At 44.4% G+C, this 16,220-nt stretch carries 19 protein-coding genes; 14 read left to right on the forward strand and 5 right to left on the reverse strand.

Annotated features, from left to right (window positions below):
• The first annotated feature begins 116 nt into the window (after nt 1–116).
• The 3 genes from BN1938_RS05795 (at nt 117) to BN1938_RS05805 (ending at nt 2,860) form a co-directional block, all read left to right on the forward strand.
• Complete coding sequence (locus tag BN1938_RS05795; protein ID WP_050640018.1) at nt 117–869, forward strand: N-acetyltransferase; 753 nt, start codon at nt 117–119, stop codon at nt 867–869.
• A gap of 252 nt (nt 870–1,121) precedes the next feature.
• The gene (locus BN1938_RS05800) at nt 1,122–2,213 is read left to right on the forward strand and encodes a radical SAM/SPASM domain-containing protein (RefSeq protein WP_050639691.1); all 1,092 of its coding nucleotides are present in this window, start codon (nt 1,122–1,124) and stop codon (nt 2,211–2,213) included.
• A gap of 26 nt (nt 2,214–2,239) precedes the next feature.
• Nucleotides 2,240–2,860 (forward strand): TetR/AcrR family transcriptional regulator, encoded by a 621-nt coding sequence (locus BN1938_RS05805; RefSeq protein ID WP_050639692.1) that lies wholly within the window; start codon nt 2,240–2,242, stop codon nt 2,858–2,860.
• 24 nt (nt 2,861–2,884) lie between these two features.
• Here BN1938_RS05805 and BN1938_RS05810 read toward each other — a convergent pair whose 3' ends face one another.
• The 4 genes from BN1938_RS05810 to BN1938_RS23870 all read right to left on the reverse strand — a co-directional run bounded on the left by BN1938_RS05810 (nt 2,885) and on the right by BN1938_RS23870 (nt 5,767).
• Nucleotides 2,885–3,211: a hypothetical protein gene (locus BN1938_RS05810; protein WP_025656968.1), complete on the reverse strand. Its 327-nt coding sequence runs from the start codon at nt 3,209–3,211 to the stop codon at nt 2,885–2,887.
• 70 nt (nt 3,212–3,281) lie between these two features.
• Entirely contained in the window at nt 3,282–4,547 is a 1,266-nt protein-coding gene (locus tag BN1938_RS05815; RefSeq protein WP_050639693.1) for a DNA polymerase Y family protein, read from the reverse strand.
• 42 nt (nt 4,548–4,589) lie between these two features.
• Nucleotides 4,590–5,252 (reverse strand): DUF3298 and DUF4163 domain-containing protein, encoded by a 663-nt coding sequence (locus BN1938_RS05820; RefSeq protein ID WP_050639694.1) that lies wholly within the window; start codon nt 5,250–5,252, stop codon nt 4,590–4,592.
• Nucleotides 5,253–5,332: 80 nt separating this feature from the next.
• Nucleotides 5,333–5,767, reverse strand: a complete 435-nt coding sequence (locus BN1938_RS23870; protein ID WP_050639695.1) for a hypothetical protein — start codon at nt 5,765–5,767, stop codon at nt 5,333–5,335.
• A 460-nt stretch (nt 5,768–6,227) separates the two neighbouring features.
• Between BN1938_RS23870 and BN1938_RS23330 the strand changes: the two genes are divergently transcribed.
• The 6 genes from BN1938_RS23330 to BN1938_RS05850 all read left to right on the forward strand — a co-directional run bounded on the left by BN1938_RS23330 (nt 6,228) and on the right by BN1938_RS05850 (nt 10,959).
• On the forward strand, nt 6,228–6,404 hold the full coding sequence (locus BN1938_RS23330; RefSeq protein ID WP_156320696.1) for a hypothetical protein: 177 nt from the start codon (nt 6,228–6,230) through the stop codon (nt 6,402–6,404).
• Between the two features lie 157 nt (nt 6,405–6,561).
• Entirely contained in the window at nt 6,562–7,179 is a 618-nt protein-coding gene (locus BN1938_RS05830; RefSeq protein ID WP_276508102.1) for a GNAT family N-acetyltransferase, read from the forward strand.
• Nucleotides 7,180–7,228: 49 nt separating this feature from the next.
• Nucleotides 7,229–7,921 carry an aspartate/glutamate racemase family protein gene (locus tag BN1938_RS05835; RefSeq protein ID WP_050639697.1) on the forward strand — a complete coding sequence of 231 codons (693 nt, stop codon included), beginning with the start codon at nt 7,229–7,231 and terminating at the stop codon, nt 7,919–7,921.
• 128 nt (nt 7,922–8,049) lie between these two features.
• A complete protein-coding gene (locus BN1938_RS05840) occupies nt 8,050–8,802 on the forward strand; it encodes an arginase family protein (RefSeq protein WP_082202831.1) in 753 nt (250 codons plus the stop codon).
• Between the two features lie 163 nt (nt 8,803–8,965).
• Nucleotides 8,966–9,334: a YkvA family protein gene (locus tag BN1938_RS05845; protein ID WP_050639698.1), complete on the forward strand. Its 369-nt coding sequence runs from the start codon at nt 8,966–8,968 to the stop codon at nt 9,332–9,334.
• Between the two features lie 437 nt (nt 9,335–9,771).
• Nucleotides 9,772–10,959, forward strand: a complete 1,188-nt coding sequence (locus BN1938_RS05850) for an MFS transporter (RefSeq protein ID WP_050639699.1) — start codon at nt 9,772–9,774, stop codon at nt 10,957–10,959.
• Between the two features lie 175 nt (nt 10,960–11,134).
• Here the strand turns inward: BN1938_RS05850 and BN1938_RS05855 are convergent, their stop codons facing one another.
• On the reverse strand, nt 11,135–11,917 hold the full coding sequence (locus BN1938_RS05855; RefSeq protein ID WP_050639700.1) for a class I SAM-dependent methyltransferase: 783 nt from the start codon (nt 11,915–11,917) through the stop codon (nt 11,135–11,137).
• A gap of 154 nt (nt 11,918–12,071) precedes the next feature.
• Here BN1938_RS05855 and BN1938_RS05860 point away from each other — a divergent pair, with 154 nt between their 5' ends.
• The 5 genes from BN1938_RS05860 to BN1938_RS05880 all read left to right on the forward strand — a co-directional run bounded on the left by BN1938_RS05860 (nt 12,072) and on the right by BN1938_RS05880 (nt 16,216).
• On the forward strand, nt 12,072–12,683 hold the full coding sequence (locus BN1938_RS05860) for a TetR/AcrR family transcriptional regulator (RefSeq protein ID WP_050639701.1): 612 nt from the start codon (nt 12,072–12,074) through the stop codon (nt 12,681–12,683).
• A 371-nt stretch (nt 12,684–13,054) separates the two neighbouring features.
• On the forward strand, nt 13,055–13,747 hold the full coding sequence (locus BN1938_RS05865) for an ABC transporter ATP-binding protein (protein WP_050639702.1): 693 nt from the start codon (nt 13,055–13,057) through the stop codon (nt 13,745–13,747).
• Nucleotides 13,735–14,490 (forward strand): hypothetical protein, encoded by a 756-nt coding sequence (locus BN1938_RS05870; protein ID WP_050639703.1) that lies wholly within the window; start codon nt 13,735–13,737, stop codon nt 14,488–14,490. Before BN1938_RS05865 ends, BN1938_RS05870 begins: the two co-directional genes overlap by 13 nt.
• Before the next feature lie 2 nt (nt 14,491–14,492).
• Nucleotides 14,493–15,575 carry a hypothetical protein gene (locus tag BN1938_RS05875; RefSeq protein ID WP_050639704.1) on the forward strand — a complete coding sequence of 361 codons (1,083 nt, stop codon included), beginning with the start codon at nt 14,493–14,495 and terminating at the stop codon, nt 15,573–15,575.
• 200 nt (nt 15,576–15,775) lie between these two features.
• Complete coding sequence (locus BN1938_RS05880) at nt 15,776–16,216, forward strand: MarR family winged helix-turn-helix transcriptional regulator (protein WP_050639705.1); 441 nt, start codon at nt 15,776–15,778, stop codon at nt 16,214–16,216.
• The last annotated feature ends 4 nt before the right edge of the window (nt 16,217–16,220 follow it).

Consider the following 16,220-nt stretch of genomic DNA (forward strand, 5'->3'; position numbering starts at 1 on the left):
ATTTTACCTCGCAGGGGTTATATATGACATACAGATGTCATGTTTTATATGTTAACCTGAATAAAGAAAATAATCGCTGCGCAGGTTATGCGGCGGAGAAAAGAGAGAAAACATATATGGAATTGATTGTATTGACAAAGGAAAATCTGGAGAAGGAACACATCTGCTGTGCAATTTCCAACAATAAGGACTGCCAGGTTGCCTCCAAGAAGGCATGGCTGGGGGACAGACTGGACGAAGGCCTGGTATTTTTGAAGGGGGATGTGCGGGGGAAATGCTTTATAGAATATATTCCTGCGGAGTCGGCCTGGGTGCCGGTCAAAGCGCCGGGATATATGTATATTGACTGCTTCTGGGTATCCGGTAAGTTTAAGGGACAGGGATATTCCAGTCAGCTGCTGGAAGAATGTATCCTGGACAGCCGTAAAAAAGGGAAGAAAGGGCTTGTTGTACTGTCTTCCGCAAAGAAACGGCCATTTCTGATGGATCCAGGATATTTGAAGTATAAGGGATTCGAAACGGTGGACACGGCAGAGCCCTTTTATGAACTGATGTATCTGCCATTCACTGAAAATGTGGACAAACCGGCATTTATGGAACATGTGAAAAAGCCCCATGTGGACGAGAAAGGATATGTAGCATACTATACAAATCAATGTCCGTTTACGGCAAAATATATTCCGATTCTGGAGGCGGCAGCACTCAAAAATCAGGTGCCGTGGCGCTCGGTAAAAATAGAAACAGCAGAACAGGCTCAAAGTGCGCCGGCGCCCTTTACCTCTTTCAGTCTTTTCTATGACGGAGAATTTGTAACAAACGAGATATTGTCGGAAAAGAAGTTTGAAAGTATGATACAGAAAAAGAACTAGTTGTGGGGGCGCTGGAAAATGAATGATTCATACGCTATATTGCTGCCCGGCTTTATAATCTGCCTCAATATGTAGTTTGTGAATTTCATTTCCAAACACCCCCTTAAGTATTGCAAATAAAGAAAAATTTTTATCTGCTCTTGACAGGCTAATGTTTGCTAGCTATACTGGAAATGTAAAGCGAGTGGTCATTAGCCTGTCCGTTTACTGTGCAAGGCAGGTTGATATTTGCAGAAAGAAAAGAGGGAAAGGATGCAGACATTTGAATTAGAAGAATATTTAAGCGGTGGTGTAGAAAATATTATAAAGGGGATACTGAAAGCTTCCCTGGACAATCCGAAGGAAAGTGCATTTATGGTGCAGTATGCAGCAGCTTCGCGGGCAGCGCGGAAACTGCGCCAAAGAGCGGAAGCGGGAGGGGAACATATACCTCCGTTTTTGATAGCAAGTATTACCAGTCTGTGCAATCTCCACTGCAAAGGCTGTTATGCACGGGCAAACCATCTGTGTGAGGAAGAGATTACAAAGAGGCAGATGACCCGGGAAGAGTGGGGCAGCCTTTTTTCACAGGCCGAGGAGACTGGAATCGGCTTTATTTTGCTGGCAGGAGGGGAACCTCTATTAAGGCGGGATGTTCTGGAAGAGGCGGCAGTACATAAGCGGATTTTATTCCCTGTGTTTACAAACGGGACCATGCTGGATGCATCCTATGAACAGTTATTTTCCGATCACAGGAACCTGGTGCCGGTCTTCAGTATTGAAGGAGAGCGGGGAAGAACAGATGCGAGGCGTGGAGACGGCGTTTATAAAATATTGTCAGATTCCATGGAACGGATGAAAAAAGCGGGAATTCTGTTTGGCACATCCATTACTGTGACAAAAGAAAATATAGCAGAAGTGACTTCCTGCGATTTCACAGAAGAACTCGAAAAGGCCGGGTGTAAAGCTGTGATTTATGTGGAATATGTTCCCGCTGACGGGAAGACGCAGGAGCTGGCGCCGGATGATGCAGACCGGGCCTTTATGGATAAAAGACTTGCAGAACTTCGAAGCCGGAATACGTCCATGCTGTACATATCCTTCCCGGGAGACGAGAAATCATCGGGCGGCTGTCTGGCGGCGGGCAGGGGATTTTTCCACATCAACGCGGACGGAGGGGCAGAACCGTGCCCGTTTTCCCCATATTCAGATACAAATATCCGGGGGAAAAGTCTGCGGGAAGTACTTCGTTCCCCCCTGTTTGCGAGGCTTCAGGCCGGTGGGCTGCTGAATGCAGAGCACAGCGGCGGCTGTGTACTGTTTGGACGGGAGAGTGAAGTACAGGCGCTGCTGCAATGCGAATAAATCATGCACATTTAGAGGAGACACGTATGACAACGAAAGAACGGATTATGGAGGAAGCGTTGACACTCTTTGCGGAAAAGGGATATCAGGGAACCAGTGTGAAGAATATTGCGGATGCAGTGGGGATCAAAGACAGTTCTCTGTATAAACACTACAAAAGCAAACAGGAGATTTTTGATACGATTGTACAGGAGATGTCCCTTAGGATGGAGCGGATCTCTCTGGATTTCGGCCTTCCGGGTGAATCGGATATGGGAGAAGCCGCTGCACTGTATGGCGGTCTGTCGCTTGAGGCATTGCAGGCACTTAGCAGGGGTATCTTTCTGTTTTATCTGAAGGACGAATTCGCTGCCAGGTTCAGAAGGATGCTGACGATAGAGCAGTACCGCAGCAAAGACATATATAAAGTATACCGCCAGATCTTTATGGAAGCCAGCATCTCCTATCAGAGCGCCCTGTTTGAAGAAATGTGCAGGAGGAAAATCTTCAGAGAGGCAGATCCGGAAGTGATGGCTCTTCACTTTTATGCCCCCATTTTTTTCCTCCTTAATAAATACGACCAGGAGCCGGAGCAAGAAAAGGAAGCGCTTATGGTTCTTGAGCGGCATGTGAGAGAGTTTGCACGCATTTATCAAGTGGAAAACTGAAATAGTAAAAAAGGCCCCGGCGGGTCATATGCTCTGGGAGGACTTCCAGAGCACCGTCCATTTCTGATGCTCTACATAGTAGAGCAGATGGAAGAGATAGCGGCGGGCATCTACCACTGCATCACATTCGTATTCTACGGTGGGAATGCCGCAGTAATTCTTTTTTTCAAAGGAAAGCACATGCAGATTTGTCAGTGTGCGGATCTCGCCGTCCTCCCCCTGGAATTTGATCAGTTTTGGGATGGCGGTTCCGGTGCTTGTATACCAGACACCGCAGGCCACTGGTTCCTGGCGTCCCCGGATCTTACCGGCATCCGGTGTATGAACATTAATTCCGATTCCCATACCCATAACTTATATACCTCCTGTCTTATAGCGTAAGATACACATCAGCTTTTTCATCTCTTAACAGATCCCTGTATTAAAAAATAGTAAGGCACGAATAGTCTACATCCCGCTTTTCCCGGGAAATGCCTCCTTCCAGATGGTCGATCGGCGTGTCCAGAAAAGCGGCCCGCCGGACCGTATCCATGCCATATCTCTTCCGGATAGAATCGATGGTGCTGTCCCATGTTTCCAGCTTTGCGTAGTCCGCCGTATCAAAAAGGCTCATTTGCCGAAGGGCCGTCCCATCCTGCAGCCTGCCTGTATGGATGCCCAGATGCCGGATTGCTGTTCTGCCATCCCAGAGCTGGTCAAACAGGCGGCACGCAGAACGGTACAGCTCCGTGGTAATGTTAGTGGGGTTGTCCAGAATCATCTGATGGCTGGCATAGCTCAGATCAAAACTTTTGATTCCCACAGACATCAGTTCTGCCTGTACCTGATTCTCCCTGAGCCTGGAGCCCACCGTCTCGGCAAGCCCCAGAAGTACCAGGTGGGCGATCCCGGCATCCGTCACATCAAAGGCAATGGTGGTAGAATTGCCAAAACCCTTCTGCGGCGGCGGGTCAGGCTCCACAGAGGAAAAATCAATTCCATTGGCAAAAGCCCAGATAACCTTGCCGTGTTTTTTTAAATGAGAGGAGAGAAGCTCGGGATCGCTTGCCGCAAGTTCGCCAATCGTTCGGATACCAAGCTTCAGGAGCTTGGAGGCCGTGGCCCTGCCCACAAAAAATAAATCCGAGACGGGCAGAGGCCACATTTTTTCCTGGATTTCCTCCGGAAAAAGGGTGTGGACCCGGTCAGGCTTGCGAAATCCGCTGGCCATCTTTGCCAGCAGCTTGTTGCTGGAAATCCCTATATTTACGGTAAAGCCAAGCTCTTCACGGATACGGTCTCTGATCCTCATGGCGGTTCCGGCAGGACTTCCAAAGAGGTGCAGAGTGCTGCTCATATCCATAAAGGCCTCGTCAATACTGTACTGTTCCACCGTGGGCGTATATTCGTTCAGGACTTTGATAAAGGCATCGGAACATTTCTGGTAAAGTCCATAATTGGGGGGGACCATATAAAGGGAGGGACATTTCTGACGGGCCTCCAGGACCGTCTGCCCGGTATGGATGCCGAAGCGTTTTGCAGGAGTGCTTTTGGCCAGAATAATGCCGTGCCTTGCGGCCACATCCCCGGAAACCGCGGAAGGAATGGTGCGCAGATCCAGGGTGCCGCCCAGATGATGAAGACGGTATGCGGCTTCCCAGGAGAGAAACGCACTGTTTACATCAATATGGTAGATAACAGTATTCATGGATACTACCTCCTTTAAAACAATTGTATCAGAACATATGTTCTATATACAAGAGGTAATATTTTCCGGGTAAGGAAGCCTGAATTCGGGGATTCCCGTGGCATAGGGGGCAATGTCATACTGCTGATAGTATATGACAATACTGCGCGGTTCAAGAAAATAACTTTGAGGATTAAAATGCTCCCGTATAAGAGTCGGATAATTATCAAAATAAGAAGAGGGGGAGGACGCCAAACGCTCTGCGGTCTGCCTCTCAATCTCTTCCAATATGTTTTCCGGATAAGAAGAATCTCCGGAATATATCGTCCGGAGGCAGATACGGTAACCGGTAGTAAAGTCCCATGTATCTGAGTTCCGGCGGGTCATGCCGTGGGCCCCGCCCATGTAGGTATACTGGTCGTTATAAAGGCTGGCGATAGAATCATGATTCAGTGTGATTTTGAACTGGGTATCCATCTCGTAAGAATTAAAGGGAATATGATCATCTTGAATGTACCGGGCACTTTCAACGGCCTGGGGGAAAAGAACTGTTTGGCAGTAATTTTCTGCCGCCCGGGAATTACAGATATAGTATTGGTTAATCTTCCTGGCGGCAGCCAAGCTGCATGTGGTTGTAAAAAAGGGATAACGGATCTTGTAGATAAAAACAGGGATATTGTGGTAGTACATTGTACTTTCCAATGTTTTTTGGGAAACTGTCTGCATGGCGGCCTCGAAAAAATAAAATTAATATACTATATTGCAAAATGCCGGGAAATATACCTTCCAGAGAATGAGCCGGCACATCAATAGCCCCATGTCTTTAGGGTCCATGCTTCGCTATCGGAATTGCGGACGAGAATCCAGTTCCAGTCAGTGTAGGTGGAATTGGGATTCAGGCTTCCGTCTCCTCCGGAAGCGTCCACATCGAAATTGGACAGCAGGACGAGCGCATCTTTGGCTTCATACTGTTCGGCCCATTCATCGGCCTGTTTGCGGCTGATTTCTTCGTCATACCACAGGTCGGTCAGAGTACAGCCGGTGAACGTTTCTGTAAATTGGTCACGGACAATCTGCTTGGCGTCTTCAATCTCCTGTGCTGTGTATACGCCCGGAAGGCTTTCTGCATTTTCGGCCGGCTCCACATCTTTGTCTCTGCGTGGGCGGGTTATGAAAAAGATTCCGATGCATACACAGATCACGGAAACGATTCCTATAATAAGTACTTTTTTCTTTGACATTGAAACCTCCTGTTAATCTCGTATTGTGGTGACACGGACATACCGGGAAATACTTATAGGCTTTTTGGGCCGGCCGGCTGAGTTATCTTTATCTTAACATAGGAGCGGAATGGAAAAAAGGTGGAATTTCAGCTCCTTAAAATAAAAATTGCCAAACACATCATATGCCTGTTAGTAATCTCCCGAATTTACAGTTGTGTTGACAAAAACCGCCAATAGGCTCTGAAAACCCATGAAGCCCAATATCAACCCCAATATTTCTGGTGCGCCCAGAATACTATTGTTTTATTCGTCTGAATATCGTATATTAATATATACTAGGAGAATTATCTTTGGGAAATATAAAGAGAAAAGTGATGCAATAGTTATTAAAAAAGCTTGAAATATTCGTATGAATGATGTGCGATAAAGATAGTTAAGGAAGGCAAGTTTCTTACAAAAAATTATTGGAGGTATTCATATGACAGACAGTGAAAAATTAGATTTGTTGCTTGAAAAAATGGGGGATCTTGAAAAAAGGATGAAAGAACTGAAACGCCAGCAAATGAAAGATACCGCAGAACTAAAAGCAATGGATGAAATTATTTTTGATGAGGTTAAGCGGGCTTGCCACCGCTCCGTATCAAATAACTTATAACAATCACAAACAGAGAAATCAAGCCCGGAATCCATAATCAGGATTCCGGGCTGTAATTATAGGTTACTATTTTAAACTTTAACGGGAATGTCGTTTTTCGTTACCGCTAATTTGCGATTTAGTTCATCAATTCTATTCAATTAGAATTTAGTGAGGTATGGTTTTGAAAATAGAAATTAAAGATATACGAAAAAAAGATCATAAAAAAGCAATTCAATTTGCAATTAAGGGTATGCACTTTGATTGGTATCTGGACAATAAATTTCTGCTTAATGCTTATGGCAGATATTTTTGGTATCTCGAAATAAATCGTGCAACACAGATTTTGGCGGCATATGCAGATGGTGAATTTGCAGGTGTTTTATTGGCAGAAATAAAAAGCGAAGAAAAGAAATACCAGAGTTTTCTGCAAAAAAGCTACATTAAAATTGTTGATGTGATACAGAGGACTTTTTTTAAGGGTGGTGCTGATCTTTATGAAGATACCACAAAAGAACTGTTAGCACATTATTTGAAATCCAATACGCCTGATGGTGAAATTCTATTTCTTGCTGCAGACCCGGATTGCAAAATTAAGGGTATAGGTACGGCTCTGCTCAATGCTTTGGAAGAAAAGGAAAAGGGGAAAACGCTTTATCTTTACACGGATGATGCCTGCACATATCAGTTTTATGAGCATAGAGGATTTGAAAGAGCGGAAGAGAAAGAAATCATCTTGAAAATGCCGAAAGGCAGAGTTCCATTAAAATGTTTTGTTTACAGTAAGACAGTATAGTAAATTCTCGCTTGCCGGGAAGGAAATCAGAATTCGAGGAGGTCTGGTAATGAAAACAATTGGGCTGATTGGCGGAATGAGTTGGGAGAGTACAGTTCCATATTATCAAATCATAAATAAAGAGGTTAAAAACAGACTTGGCGGACTTCATTCTGCAAAGGTTATTCTTTATAGTGTAGAATTTGATGAAATTGAGAAATGTCAGTCAAACGGTGATTGGGAAAAGAGTGGAGATATTCTGGGCAATGCAGCGAAAGGATTAGAGGCTGCCGGGGCAGACTTCATTCTGATTTGCACGAATACGATGCACAAAGTAGCCCCTCAAATCCAATCAATGATACATATTCCTATCATACATATAGCGGATGCCACGGCAGAAGAGCTTGAAAAATGTCAAATCCGGAGCGTGGGATTGCTGGGAACAAAATACACTATGACACAAGAATTTTACAAGCAAAGGCTGATTGACAGAGGCATAGATGTGGTGATTCCGGATGTAGAAGATATTGATGTTGTGAATGATATTATCTTCCAAGAACTATGTATAGGCAAAATCAAGGAGGAATCCCGTAAAAAATTCCAAAAGATCATTGATAGTTTAAAAGATAAAGGGGCAGATGGCGTTATCCTTGGTTGTACGGAAATCGGACTTCTTATACATCAGGCAGATTCTTCACTGCCTGTTTTTGATACAACTGTGATCCATGCAAAACGGGCAGTAGAAATAGCATTAAACAGTTAACACTCAGCAGATATAGAAAAGTTAGGATTTATGGAGGAGAACATGAAACAGGAGTATATGATAAATGCCTGTAATGGAAATCCTGGGACATGGAAAATGGTGAAGCAAGAGGAAAGGAGAACAGATAGTTGAGAAATCTGATTATGGATTTTACGCATTGTTATTCCGAAATGACATGGAAAGAACTGCAGGACATCCAATACATAGACTGTTCTGATATCCCGCAATGCAGCATGTACTGTACACCCGAAGCCGAAGATGAGATCCGGTGCAGACTCAAGTCCTGGGGCCCCTCGGGAATTCATTTTCTGGATTCGGGAAATTATCATTATGTTACGAAACTTTTCCTGGAAAAAATCAAGTTTCCGTTCTCTCTGATATTGTTTGATTATCACAATGACATGCAGATTCCTCTGGTCCATGACCTGACAAGCTGCGGGAGCTGGGCGGGAGAGGTGCTTTTCACGCATCCATATCTGGAGCAGCTTGTGCTGATCGGACCGGACAGCCGGACGATCGAAGAAATACCGGATGCCAGAAGGCGCCGGCTGCTCTGTGTCAGTCTCCAGGAACTGGAACAGCATAAAGCAAGACAGGCTTTGAAAAAGATACCGGAGCATATCCCCCTGTACATTTCTATTGATAAGGATGTACTGGGGAAAAATTATGCAAGAACAAACTGGAGCCAGGGAGGAATGTCTGTCAGGATGCTGGAAGAGATTCTGGAACTCCTGCTTGTGAACAGAGATGTTATTGGTGCAGACATCTGTGGGGAATGCCCTGCGGGGGAGGCACTTCCAAAGTACCTTGAGGATGAACGGATAAACAGCAGGACAAATAAGGAACTATATCTGTTTCTGAAAAGGTTTATTGTAAATTAAAGCCGTATAATAACAGTAAATGTCAGGAGAATTATTGGTATATCTGTACTATCCGTTCCTATATTGACCTATCATGCGATGTAATAACAGTAGAAAGCCGGAGTTGGTTATCGCAACGGGTGATCCTAAAACAAGCATTACTAATACAGGCAGGGAGATTATGATGAATCTAAAAGAACGGGCGAAAAAAATTAAGACGGATATACCGGCTGTTTACTTGGCCTTAAAAGACGAGAATACTCCAATTGCAGCAAAGATTTTTGCTGCAATTACAGTTGACTATGCTCTTTCACCAATTGATTTAATTCCGGATTTCATACCTGTTTTAGGATATCTGGATGATATTATTTTACTACCTGTCCTTGTTGCAGTTACTATAAGCTTTATACCAGAAAATATCATGGAAAATCATCGTAAATCAGCCGGGGATCTATGGAAAAATGGCAGACCGAAGAAGTGGTACTATGCTTTTCCTATTGTCTTAATCTGGGGGTTATTAATTTGGCTAATCGTAAAGAACTGGATAAGATGAAAAATCTGGTTATAGAATTGACACATTGCTATTTAAAGAAAATTTGAAACCACCCTTTCATTACAGTTAAATATCCCCGTAAGAATCAGGACGTACAAGCCCTGATTCTTACGGGGATATGTCTATTTTGTGTTAGATAAACTCTCCTCCGCCAGGAAGGCAGGGCCCTCGGCCCCAGACGCGGACAGCTTGTGCACCGGAGTGAAGAAATAACAAAAATTGTGCTGTATAGTAAATGCTGTATAGTAAATAAGTAATATATTGACAAAAGTTAGTGATATTATTATAGAGTGGTAATTTTACCTTTGATATTATTATTTTGAAAGCGAATAGATATTCACAGAGACTGGAAAAGCCTTTTGAGGATTCTGTGTAACAGTTCAGACCTGTCTGAACCGTCAGGATTCTGTTAAGAAAGTAATATTGGAGGAACCGAAATGAAGAACAAAAATACGACATATTTTATACTGATATATGGATTGTTTTTTACCTATGCGGTAGGGACATCTATTTTGGGCACGTTCATGGTAGATTTCCTGAACGATTTTGGAATGGATGTCTCGGAAGGCGGCATTTTCACAGTTCTGTACAATACTGGCTGTTTAGCAGGGGTAATTGTATCCGCTTTTGTATTGAAATACTTTCAAAACAGGATATGGATTTTAATTACATACGGGGTATTTGCTTTGGGAATGCTCGCTGTAAGCCGGGCAGATACCCTTACGGTTTTTCTTATATTGCTGCTTCTGATTGGAATAGCAACCAAATTTCTGGATTTGACGGTAAACACGGAGATATCAGCATATCATGATGAACAGAAAGGATTCTATATGAATCTGCTGCATGGCTGCTTCGGCGCGGGATCCTTTGCCGGGCCGCTTCTGGCTGCAAAGCTTCTGACAGTTTTGCCGCGGTGGCAGATGATTTATGGCTATATCGGAGCTGTGAGTGTGGTTTTGCTGGTGTTTTTTTTGCTCAAAGGGAAAGCCCCGGTGAGAACGGCGGCAATCGGGACACAAAACCAAAACCGTATGAAATTTGGAATATTAAAAAAGCCGGCTATTATATATTTACTGCTTGCCATGTTCTTTTACTGTGGACATCAGGGCGGAATCAGCACATGGGTGCCGCTGTATCTGCAGTATCAATATGATGCCGGGACATTTTCTGCAAGTATGGGTTCTTCATTGTTCTGGGTCTGCCTTGTTATAGGAAGACTGGTCTGTGCCAGGCTGACGATCCGGTTTAAGGAAGAGTATATACTGGCAGTGGGGCTGGCGCTGGCTATTGTGCTGCATCTGGCGGGCGTATTGATACCGGTGATGGCTTTTGCAATGATTGGATATGCGGCGGCAGGACTGTTCGCAGGAGCGGCCATTCCGTTAATTTTGACCATAGGGTACAAGGAATGCGCGGACTGCCAAAGTACTGTCTCGGTTGTTTTCTTTGTCAGTATCAGTATGGGGCATACTGTTTTTCCATGGATTATGGGAATGATCTGCGGGACATTCGGGCTGACTTGGGGCATGGTCTCCAATGTTCTATGCCTGGTGGGAACGTTAGTATTTACTATTTTATATTTAAAAACAAAGCATACGGCGGCACCGGCGAAAGTAATACGGTGAAGCTGAACTAAGCGCCTAGTACATCGTATAATAATTAACTGCCACATAAGCAGACCTAAATTTCCGATAGCACTGCTCCACAAGCCTCAGCGTAGCCCACTACGCCTGCGTTTGTGGAGCAGCACTCTCAAAAATTTATTTCAGCTTATGAGTCAGTTACTTATTTTACGATGTACTAGTTCTTCTGCAGAAGCCATGCCGCACCTATCAAGTTTTCCTCCAAATCATTGTACTCGCTCCTCTGGCTTATGACATACCGTTCAAACATGGCCTTATGTTCAGGATAATGGATCATGAGTTCATTTGCCCGGGATGTAATCCAACTCATTTCTTTTTCCGCAGTATCAGAAACAGGATCTGTACAGGATTTGCATTCAATCATATGCAGTCCCAATTCATGAAAACACTCACACCATTCATCATATGTAGGATACGGCTTTTCAAACTGCAGCTGCCCGTTTGCCGCCTGGTCTGTAACATACGCATCGTCAATCAGGAGAAATCCCTCGTTTTTAACGGTGGACATCAATTTGGATATCGTTTCCTTAAAACTGCCTAAAATGTTGCCTACTGCACCAAAGATTACACAGTCATAATTTTTTTCAGTCTCTACTGAAATATTAACATCCTGCACCTCAAATTTACACAAGTCAGAGACACCATATTCCTGCGCCTTACATTTTGCATAGTCAATAAACTCCGGCAGTATATCGACTCCTTTAAAGTGGATATTTAACTCTTTTGCGAGCCGGACGGAGACCGCGCCCTTACCGCAGGCCAAATCCAATACCTTTGTGTCTCTGTTCATGGGTATATGATTTTGAAATGTAAGCAGCATCTCTTCGGGGGAGCTGCCTAATTCCCAAAAATCCTGTAACAGATAGGGCAGGAATGGGATGATTCCTGTTTCGTCAGATGTAAGAGATTCGGCTAATTTTTCTTTTACTTTTTCATTCATGTGTTAGCTCCTTTTAAATGCGAATTATAATTCATATTCTTATTATACAGATCGGGCGCCGCCGTGTCAATAAAATACGAATTAAACTTCGTATTTTAGTTGCGGCAGATTTTTTTATATAGTATAATATTCCGGAAAGCAGGTGAATCATTATATGCCAGATATTAGAAAACCTCAGCAGACCCGTTCCATAGAGAAAAAGAACAAGATTATTAAGGCCGGATTTGAACTGTTTTGCGAACAAGGCTACTATGCTACCACGACGACACATATCTGCCAGAGGGCGGGGATATCTACCGGCGCTCTATACAGCTATTTTAAGGATAAAAAAGATATATTTATTGCGGCTTTTAAGGATTTTCTTGAGGGAGAGTATTTTAATGAGCTCCTCGAATCACTTGGTAGTTCCGTGGAACCTTTCAGCATTGACTCATTTTTAGACCGGTGCATTGATGTTTTAATTGAAATCTATCAAGGTTCCTATACAGCCTTAATAGAACTGGCTAACATGCAGTTAGAAGATAAGGAAATCATGGAAAAGTTCAGCCACTTTGAAGATACTTTTATGGCTGCGGTTGTGGAAGCATTAGCAGCACATAAGATTAAAACAGATAACTTGTCTGAAAAATATTATCTCGTTTATATACTGATTGAGGCATTAGCGCAGGAAAAAGCATTCAATAACCATGACTCTGTAAACTATGATAAGTTGAAAGAGGAAACGTACAAAATCATCAAAGGATATCTATTATTAGAGCACAGCTGACCGGCCAGATCTTCCGGGTGTGCAAGAAACGGAAGGCAAATCGGGTGTGCGGGTGGGAACCCATTGGAGTAAAAAAGAGAACATGCTGGGCGGAATTTATTTTACCAAACAAATTCCGATGCCGTATGCGGTTCGAATACAACAAGCAGTATTCGGGCCAAAAGCGGTATGTATCAGCATGTTCTCTTTTTTGTGTACGGATTTTCTGAAGATAGCCGGAATGTGACATATGATACACGGTTTAGTTTGGAGTATGGTTTACCTTGGAATTCGTTTCTCCTCTTCAACATTAAGGTTAACTTTAGGTTGCATTTATCTTCTCTTTAAGGTGCCGCCGTAAGATGAATGTATCTTAACAAGGGAGGTTACATATGAACATGTTATCATGCAGCAATCTGAAAAAAATATACCAAAAGCAGTGTGCAGTCAACAATCTGAGTTTTTCTGTCCGCAGAGGCGAAGTCTTTGCCCTGCTCGGAAGCAACGGCGCGGGCAAGACGACCACCATAAAAATGATTCTGAACCTGATCCCAAAGGATGCGGGAAAGGTGGAGATAGAGGAGGGGATCCGGATCGGGTATTCCCCGGAGACTCCGTATTTTCATCCGTTCCTGAACGGCCGGGAGGTGCTGGAATTCTACGGAGGCCTTCAAAAGATACCGAAGGCAGAGTTGAATAAACAGATTCCCGAATTGCTCAAGCGGGCGGGGCTGGAAGAAAGCAAGACGAGGGTGAAAGATTATTCCAAAGGGATGCTGCAGCGGCTGGCTCTGGCACAGGCCCTGCTGGGGGATCCGGAGCTTCTGATCCTGGATGAGCCCTCTGCCGGCCTGGACGCGCTGGGGCGTGTTGAGATGATGCATACGATTCAATGCTTAAAGATAGAGGGGAAAACAATTATCATCAATTCCCATATCCTCAATGACATTGAGCGTGTGTGCGACAGAGGAATTATTATGAAAAAAGGCTGCCTGCTCCATGAATGGGAAAAGGGAAAAGACAGGAGAAGCCTGGAAGAGATATTTGTAGAGAAGATCGGAGGAGCAGATAGATGGGAATCATGAAAAATGCTTTAAGAGAGCGGATAAGAAGAAAAGATATTTATGTTGTACTTGTAATCGGTATTCTGATAGTCATGATGTGTATGAGCGGAGCGGCGACACTGTCCATAAACGGCGTGCCGGTGACCGAATTCAGTATGATGATGCCCTTAGTGCTGAATGTGGTCTCCGTAATCGGCGGTGGGATCGCCATTGCGCTTAGTCTGCGGACGATACCGAATGAATATGAGAGAAAAACCAGCCATCTGGTCTGGATCCGCGGCATCAGCCAGTGGAAATATCACGGGCAGCTTGCCCTTGCAGGCATTATCAGTTCCTTGGGCGCTTTATTCATCCTGTATGCCGGAGTCATGATATTTGCGGTAGTCAAAGGGGAATATGCGGTTCTTGCAAAATGTGTCCCTGCATTTTTGCTCTTTTCAGTCAGCACGGCGGCCGTGAGCCTGTTTGCAAGCGCGGTCAGCCTGATTTTGCCCTCAATGGCAGCAGGAGTGCTTGCCGCAGCGTTCATGCTGGCGGGAACAATGCATCCCGTTTTGGAAACTCTGTCAGGAATTGTATCCGGCCTGGCACGGCAGGTACTGCGCGGTATCCTGTTTCTAATACCGGATCTGTACGCAGTGGAGTCACAGGCGGGAAGGTTTCTTTCCGGCAAAAGTATTCAGATCCACAGCATACTGGGCGGTCTTCTGGTTCTCTACGTATGTGGGTTGCTGCTGTATCTGTTCCGCAGAAAGGAGGCGTAGAGATGAAGAAAAATATGAAAAAGGCAGTCACAGAGATGCCTGGTATAAAAAAAGACAGCACAGAGAAGCCCAGTACAAAGAAGGATAGCATAAAGAGGATCAGCAAAAAACGGATCAGTGTCCAGAAGGTGATCGCAGCCGCAGTCGGAACAGCACTGTTGGCAGGCTGGATTTTTACGGCAGACCGGGGAATCGGAATCCAGGAGAAGCAGATTTACAGCAAAGCACTGGAAGAACAGGAACAGGCAGATAAACTGGGCTTTTCTAATTTCAGGCTGGAGGATTATCCGGTTGCCATGTACGATGGAAAAGCAGACTACGTATTTTACAAGGGCAGCATAGAAAAGCGTTCCCCGGTACTCGAAACATTTGCGGGGACGGCATATCCGGTGGGAGACCACTATGAAGTAATCATTCCCACGCTGGAGCGGTTCGATGGCCTGCTGTCCCTGGCGGGAGGCGTAGAAGGTATGGTGTCAGGAAGCGGATATGGAGAGAAAGAGCAGATTGCTACAATCTGGCACGAGGCATTCCATGCATGGCAGCTCAGTCATTACAAGATTCTGGGGGAGGACCTGTCACCCGCCGAAATGGAGAAAGAACTGGAGCAAAGCGGGAAGGAAACCGGTGATTCGGACGAAGCCCTTTTTGTAAAAGAAGTGGATCAGAATAAAGTGCAGAAGCAGCGCCTGGAAAAGGAAATGCAGCTTTTGAAAGCAGCAGCTGAAGAGAAGGACACTGATAAGATGAAAGCAGTTATATTGCAATATAAGGAGCTGCAAAGGCAGCGGCGGGAAAATATGTCTCCGGAAGCAATTACTGCAGAACAGCGGTGTGAGCTGACGGAGGGAACGGCATATTATGTAGAGGGAAACATTCTGAGATCCCTGCGCAGCGAGAAAGAATACCAGGATAGGTATCTCGATTCTCTGGATGTGTTCGAGGGCGGCAGGGGAAAGTATTATCGCACCGGTATGGCCAAATGCCTTATTCTGGACAGACTCGATCCGGACTGGAAAGAGAGCCTGGATTTTACAAAGAGTCTGGACCAGCTGCTGGACAAAGCCACGGACTACATGCTTTAACCGGCTGCGCCTAAAGCGGTAATTCCCCATAGTATTGGTTCAGACCTGTCCGAACCGTTACAATGCCTCTATGTTTTTGGATGTGATTTTGGGATGGTTTTTTGGCTGTAAACGGCTTAAAAGGTTGACAAAGCATTACGATGCCTTTATTATTACTAATAGTAATTATTAACGGTAAATAATAGAAGGAATAGAGTCTTATGAATGCAAAAGAGTTGGAAAAATTATTGGACTGCTGTTTTATTGCCAAGAAGATAATCGAAACACTTCCCGCACTCCCAAAGGGGATCAAACCCCGCCATATCCACGTTTTACACGTGATTTATAAACTGGAGGTTCATCAGGAAGAATGCTGCGTGAGTGATATAAGCAGGACATTAAACATTACTTTGCCAAGCGTTACCAAGCTGGTAAAAGAACTGGAAGAAAGGGAGCTGATAAGAAAACTCACAAAGTCACAGGATAAGCGCACTATATTACTGAAACTGACCGATAAGGGAGATGAATATGTAAAAAAGTATGTTCTGGAGTTTCATGGTAAATGGGCAGATAACCTCGCTGATATTTCAACAGATCAAGTAGAGCAGACAGTCCAGACTATCACAAGACTGCAGAAAACGATGCCGGGATTGGAGAATTAAAATT

Origin of the sequence: Eubacterium sp. SB2 (assembly GCF_001244405.1) — a bacterium.
GTDB lineage: Bacteria > Bacillota > Clostridia > Lachnospirales > Lachnospiraceae > Faecalicatena > Faecalicatena contortus_B.

Coding starts and splice junctions, on each gene's coding strand:
- BN1938_RS05795 (WP_050640018.1), top strand. CDS start 117: ATGGAATTGATTGTATTGACAAAGGAAAATCTGGAGAAGGAACACATC.
- BN1938_RS05800 (WP_050639691.1), top strand. CDS start 1,122: ATGCAGACATTTGAATTAGAAGAATATTTAAGCGGTGGTGTAGAAAAT.
- BN1938_RS05805 (WP_050639692.1), top strand. CDS start 2,240: ATGACAACGAAAGAACGGATTATGGAGGAAGCGTTGACACTCTTTGCG.
- BN1938_RS05810 (WP_025656968.1), bottom strand. CDS start 3,211: ATGGGTATGGGAATCGGAATTAATGTTCATACACCGGATGCCGGTAAG.
- BN1938_RS05815 (WP_050639693.1), bottom strand. CDS start 4,547: ATGAATACTGTTATCTACCATATTGATGTAAACAGTGCGTTTCTCTCC.
- BN1938_RS05820 (WP_050639694.1), bottom strand. CDS start 5,252: ATGCAGACAGTTTCCCAAAAAACATTGGAAAGTACAATGTACTACCAC.
- BN1938_RS23870 (WP_050639695.1), bottom strand. CDS start 5,767: ATGTCAAAGAAAAAAGTACTTATTATAGGAATCGTTTCCGTGATCTGT.
- BN1938_RS23330 (WP_156320696.1), top strand. CDS start 6,228: ATGACAGACAGTGAAAAATTAGATTTGTTGCTTGAAAAAATGGGGGAT.
- BN1938_RS05830 (WP_276508102.1), top strand. CDS start 6,562: ATGGTTTTGAAAATAGAAATTAAAGATATACGAAAAAAAGATCATAAA.
- BN1938_RS05835 (WP_050639697.1), top strand. CDS start 7,229: ATGAAAACAATTGGGCTGATTGGCGGAATGAGTTGGGAGAGTACAGTT.
- BN1938_RS05845 (WP_050639698.1), top strand. CDS start 8,966: ATGAATCTAAAAGAACGGGCGAAAAAAATTAAGACGGATATACCGGCT.
- BN1938_RS05850 (WP_050639699.1), top strand. CDS start 9,772: ATGAAGAACAAAAATACGACATATTTTATACTGATATATGGATTGTTT.
- BN1938_RS05855 (WP_050639700.1), bottom strand. CDS start 11,917: ATGAATGAAAAAGTAAAAGAAAAATTAGCCGAATCTCTTACATCTGAC.
- BN1938_RS05860 (WP_050639701.1), top strand. CDS start 12,072: ATGCCAGATATTAGAAAACCTCAGCAGACCCGTTCCATAGAGAAAAAG.
- BN1938_RS05865 (WP_050639702.1), top strand. CDS start 13,055: ATGAACATGTTATCATGCAGCAATCTGAAAAAAATATACCAAAAGCAG.
- BN1938_RS05870 (WP_050639703.1), top strand. CDS start 13,735: ATGGGAATCATGAAAAATGCTTTAAGAGAGCGGATAAGAAGAAAAGAT.
- BN1938_RS05875 (WP_050639704.1), top strand. CDS start 14,493: ATGAAGAAAAATATGAAAAAGGCAGTCACAGAGATGCCTGGTATAAAA.
- BN1938_RS05880 (WP_050639705.1), top strand. CDS start 15,776: ATGAATGCAAAAGAGTTGGAAAAATTATTGGACTGCTGTTTTATTGCC.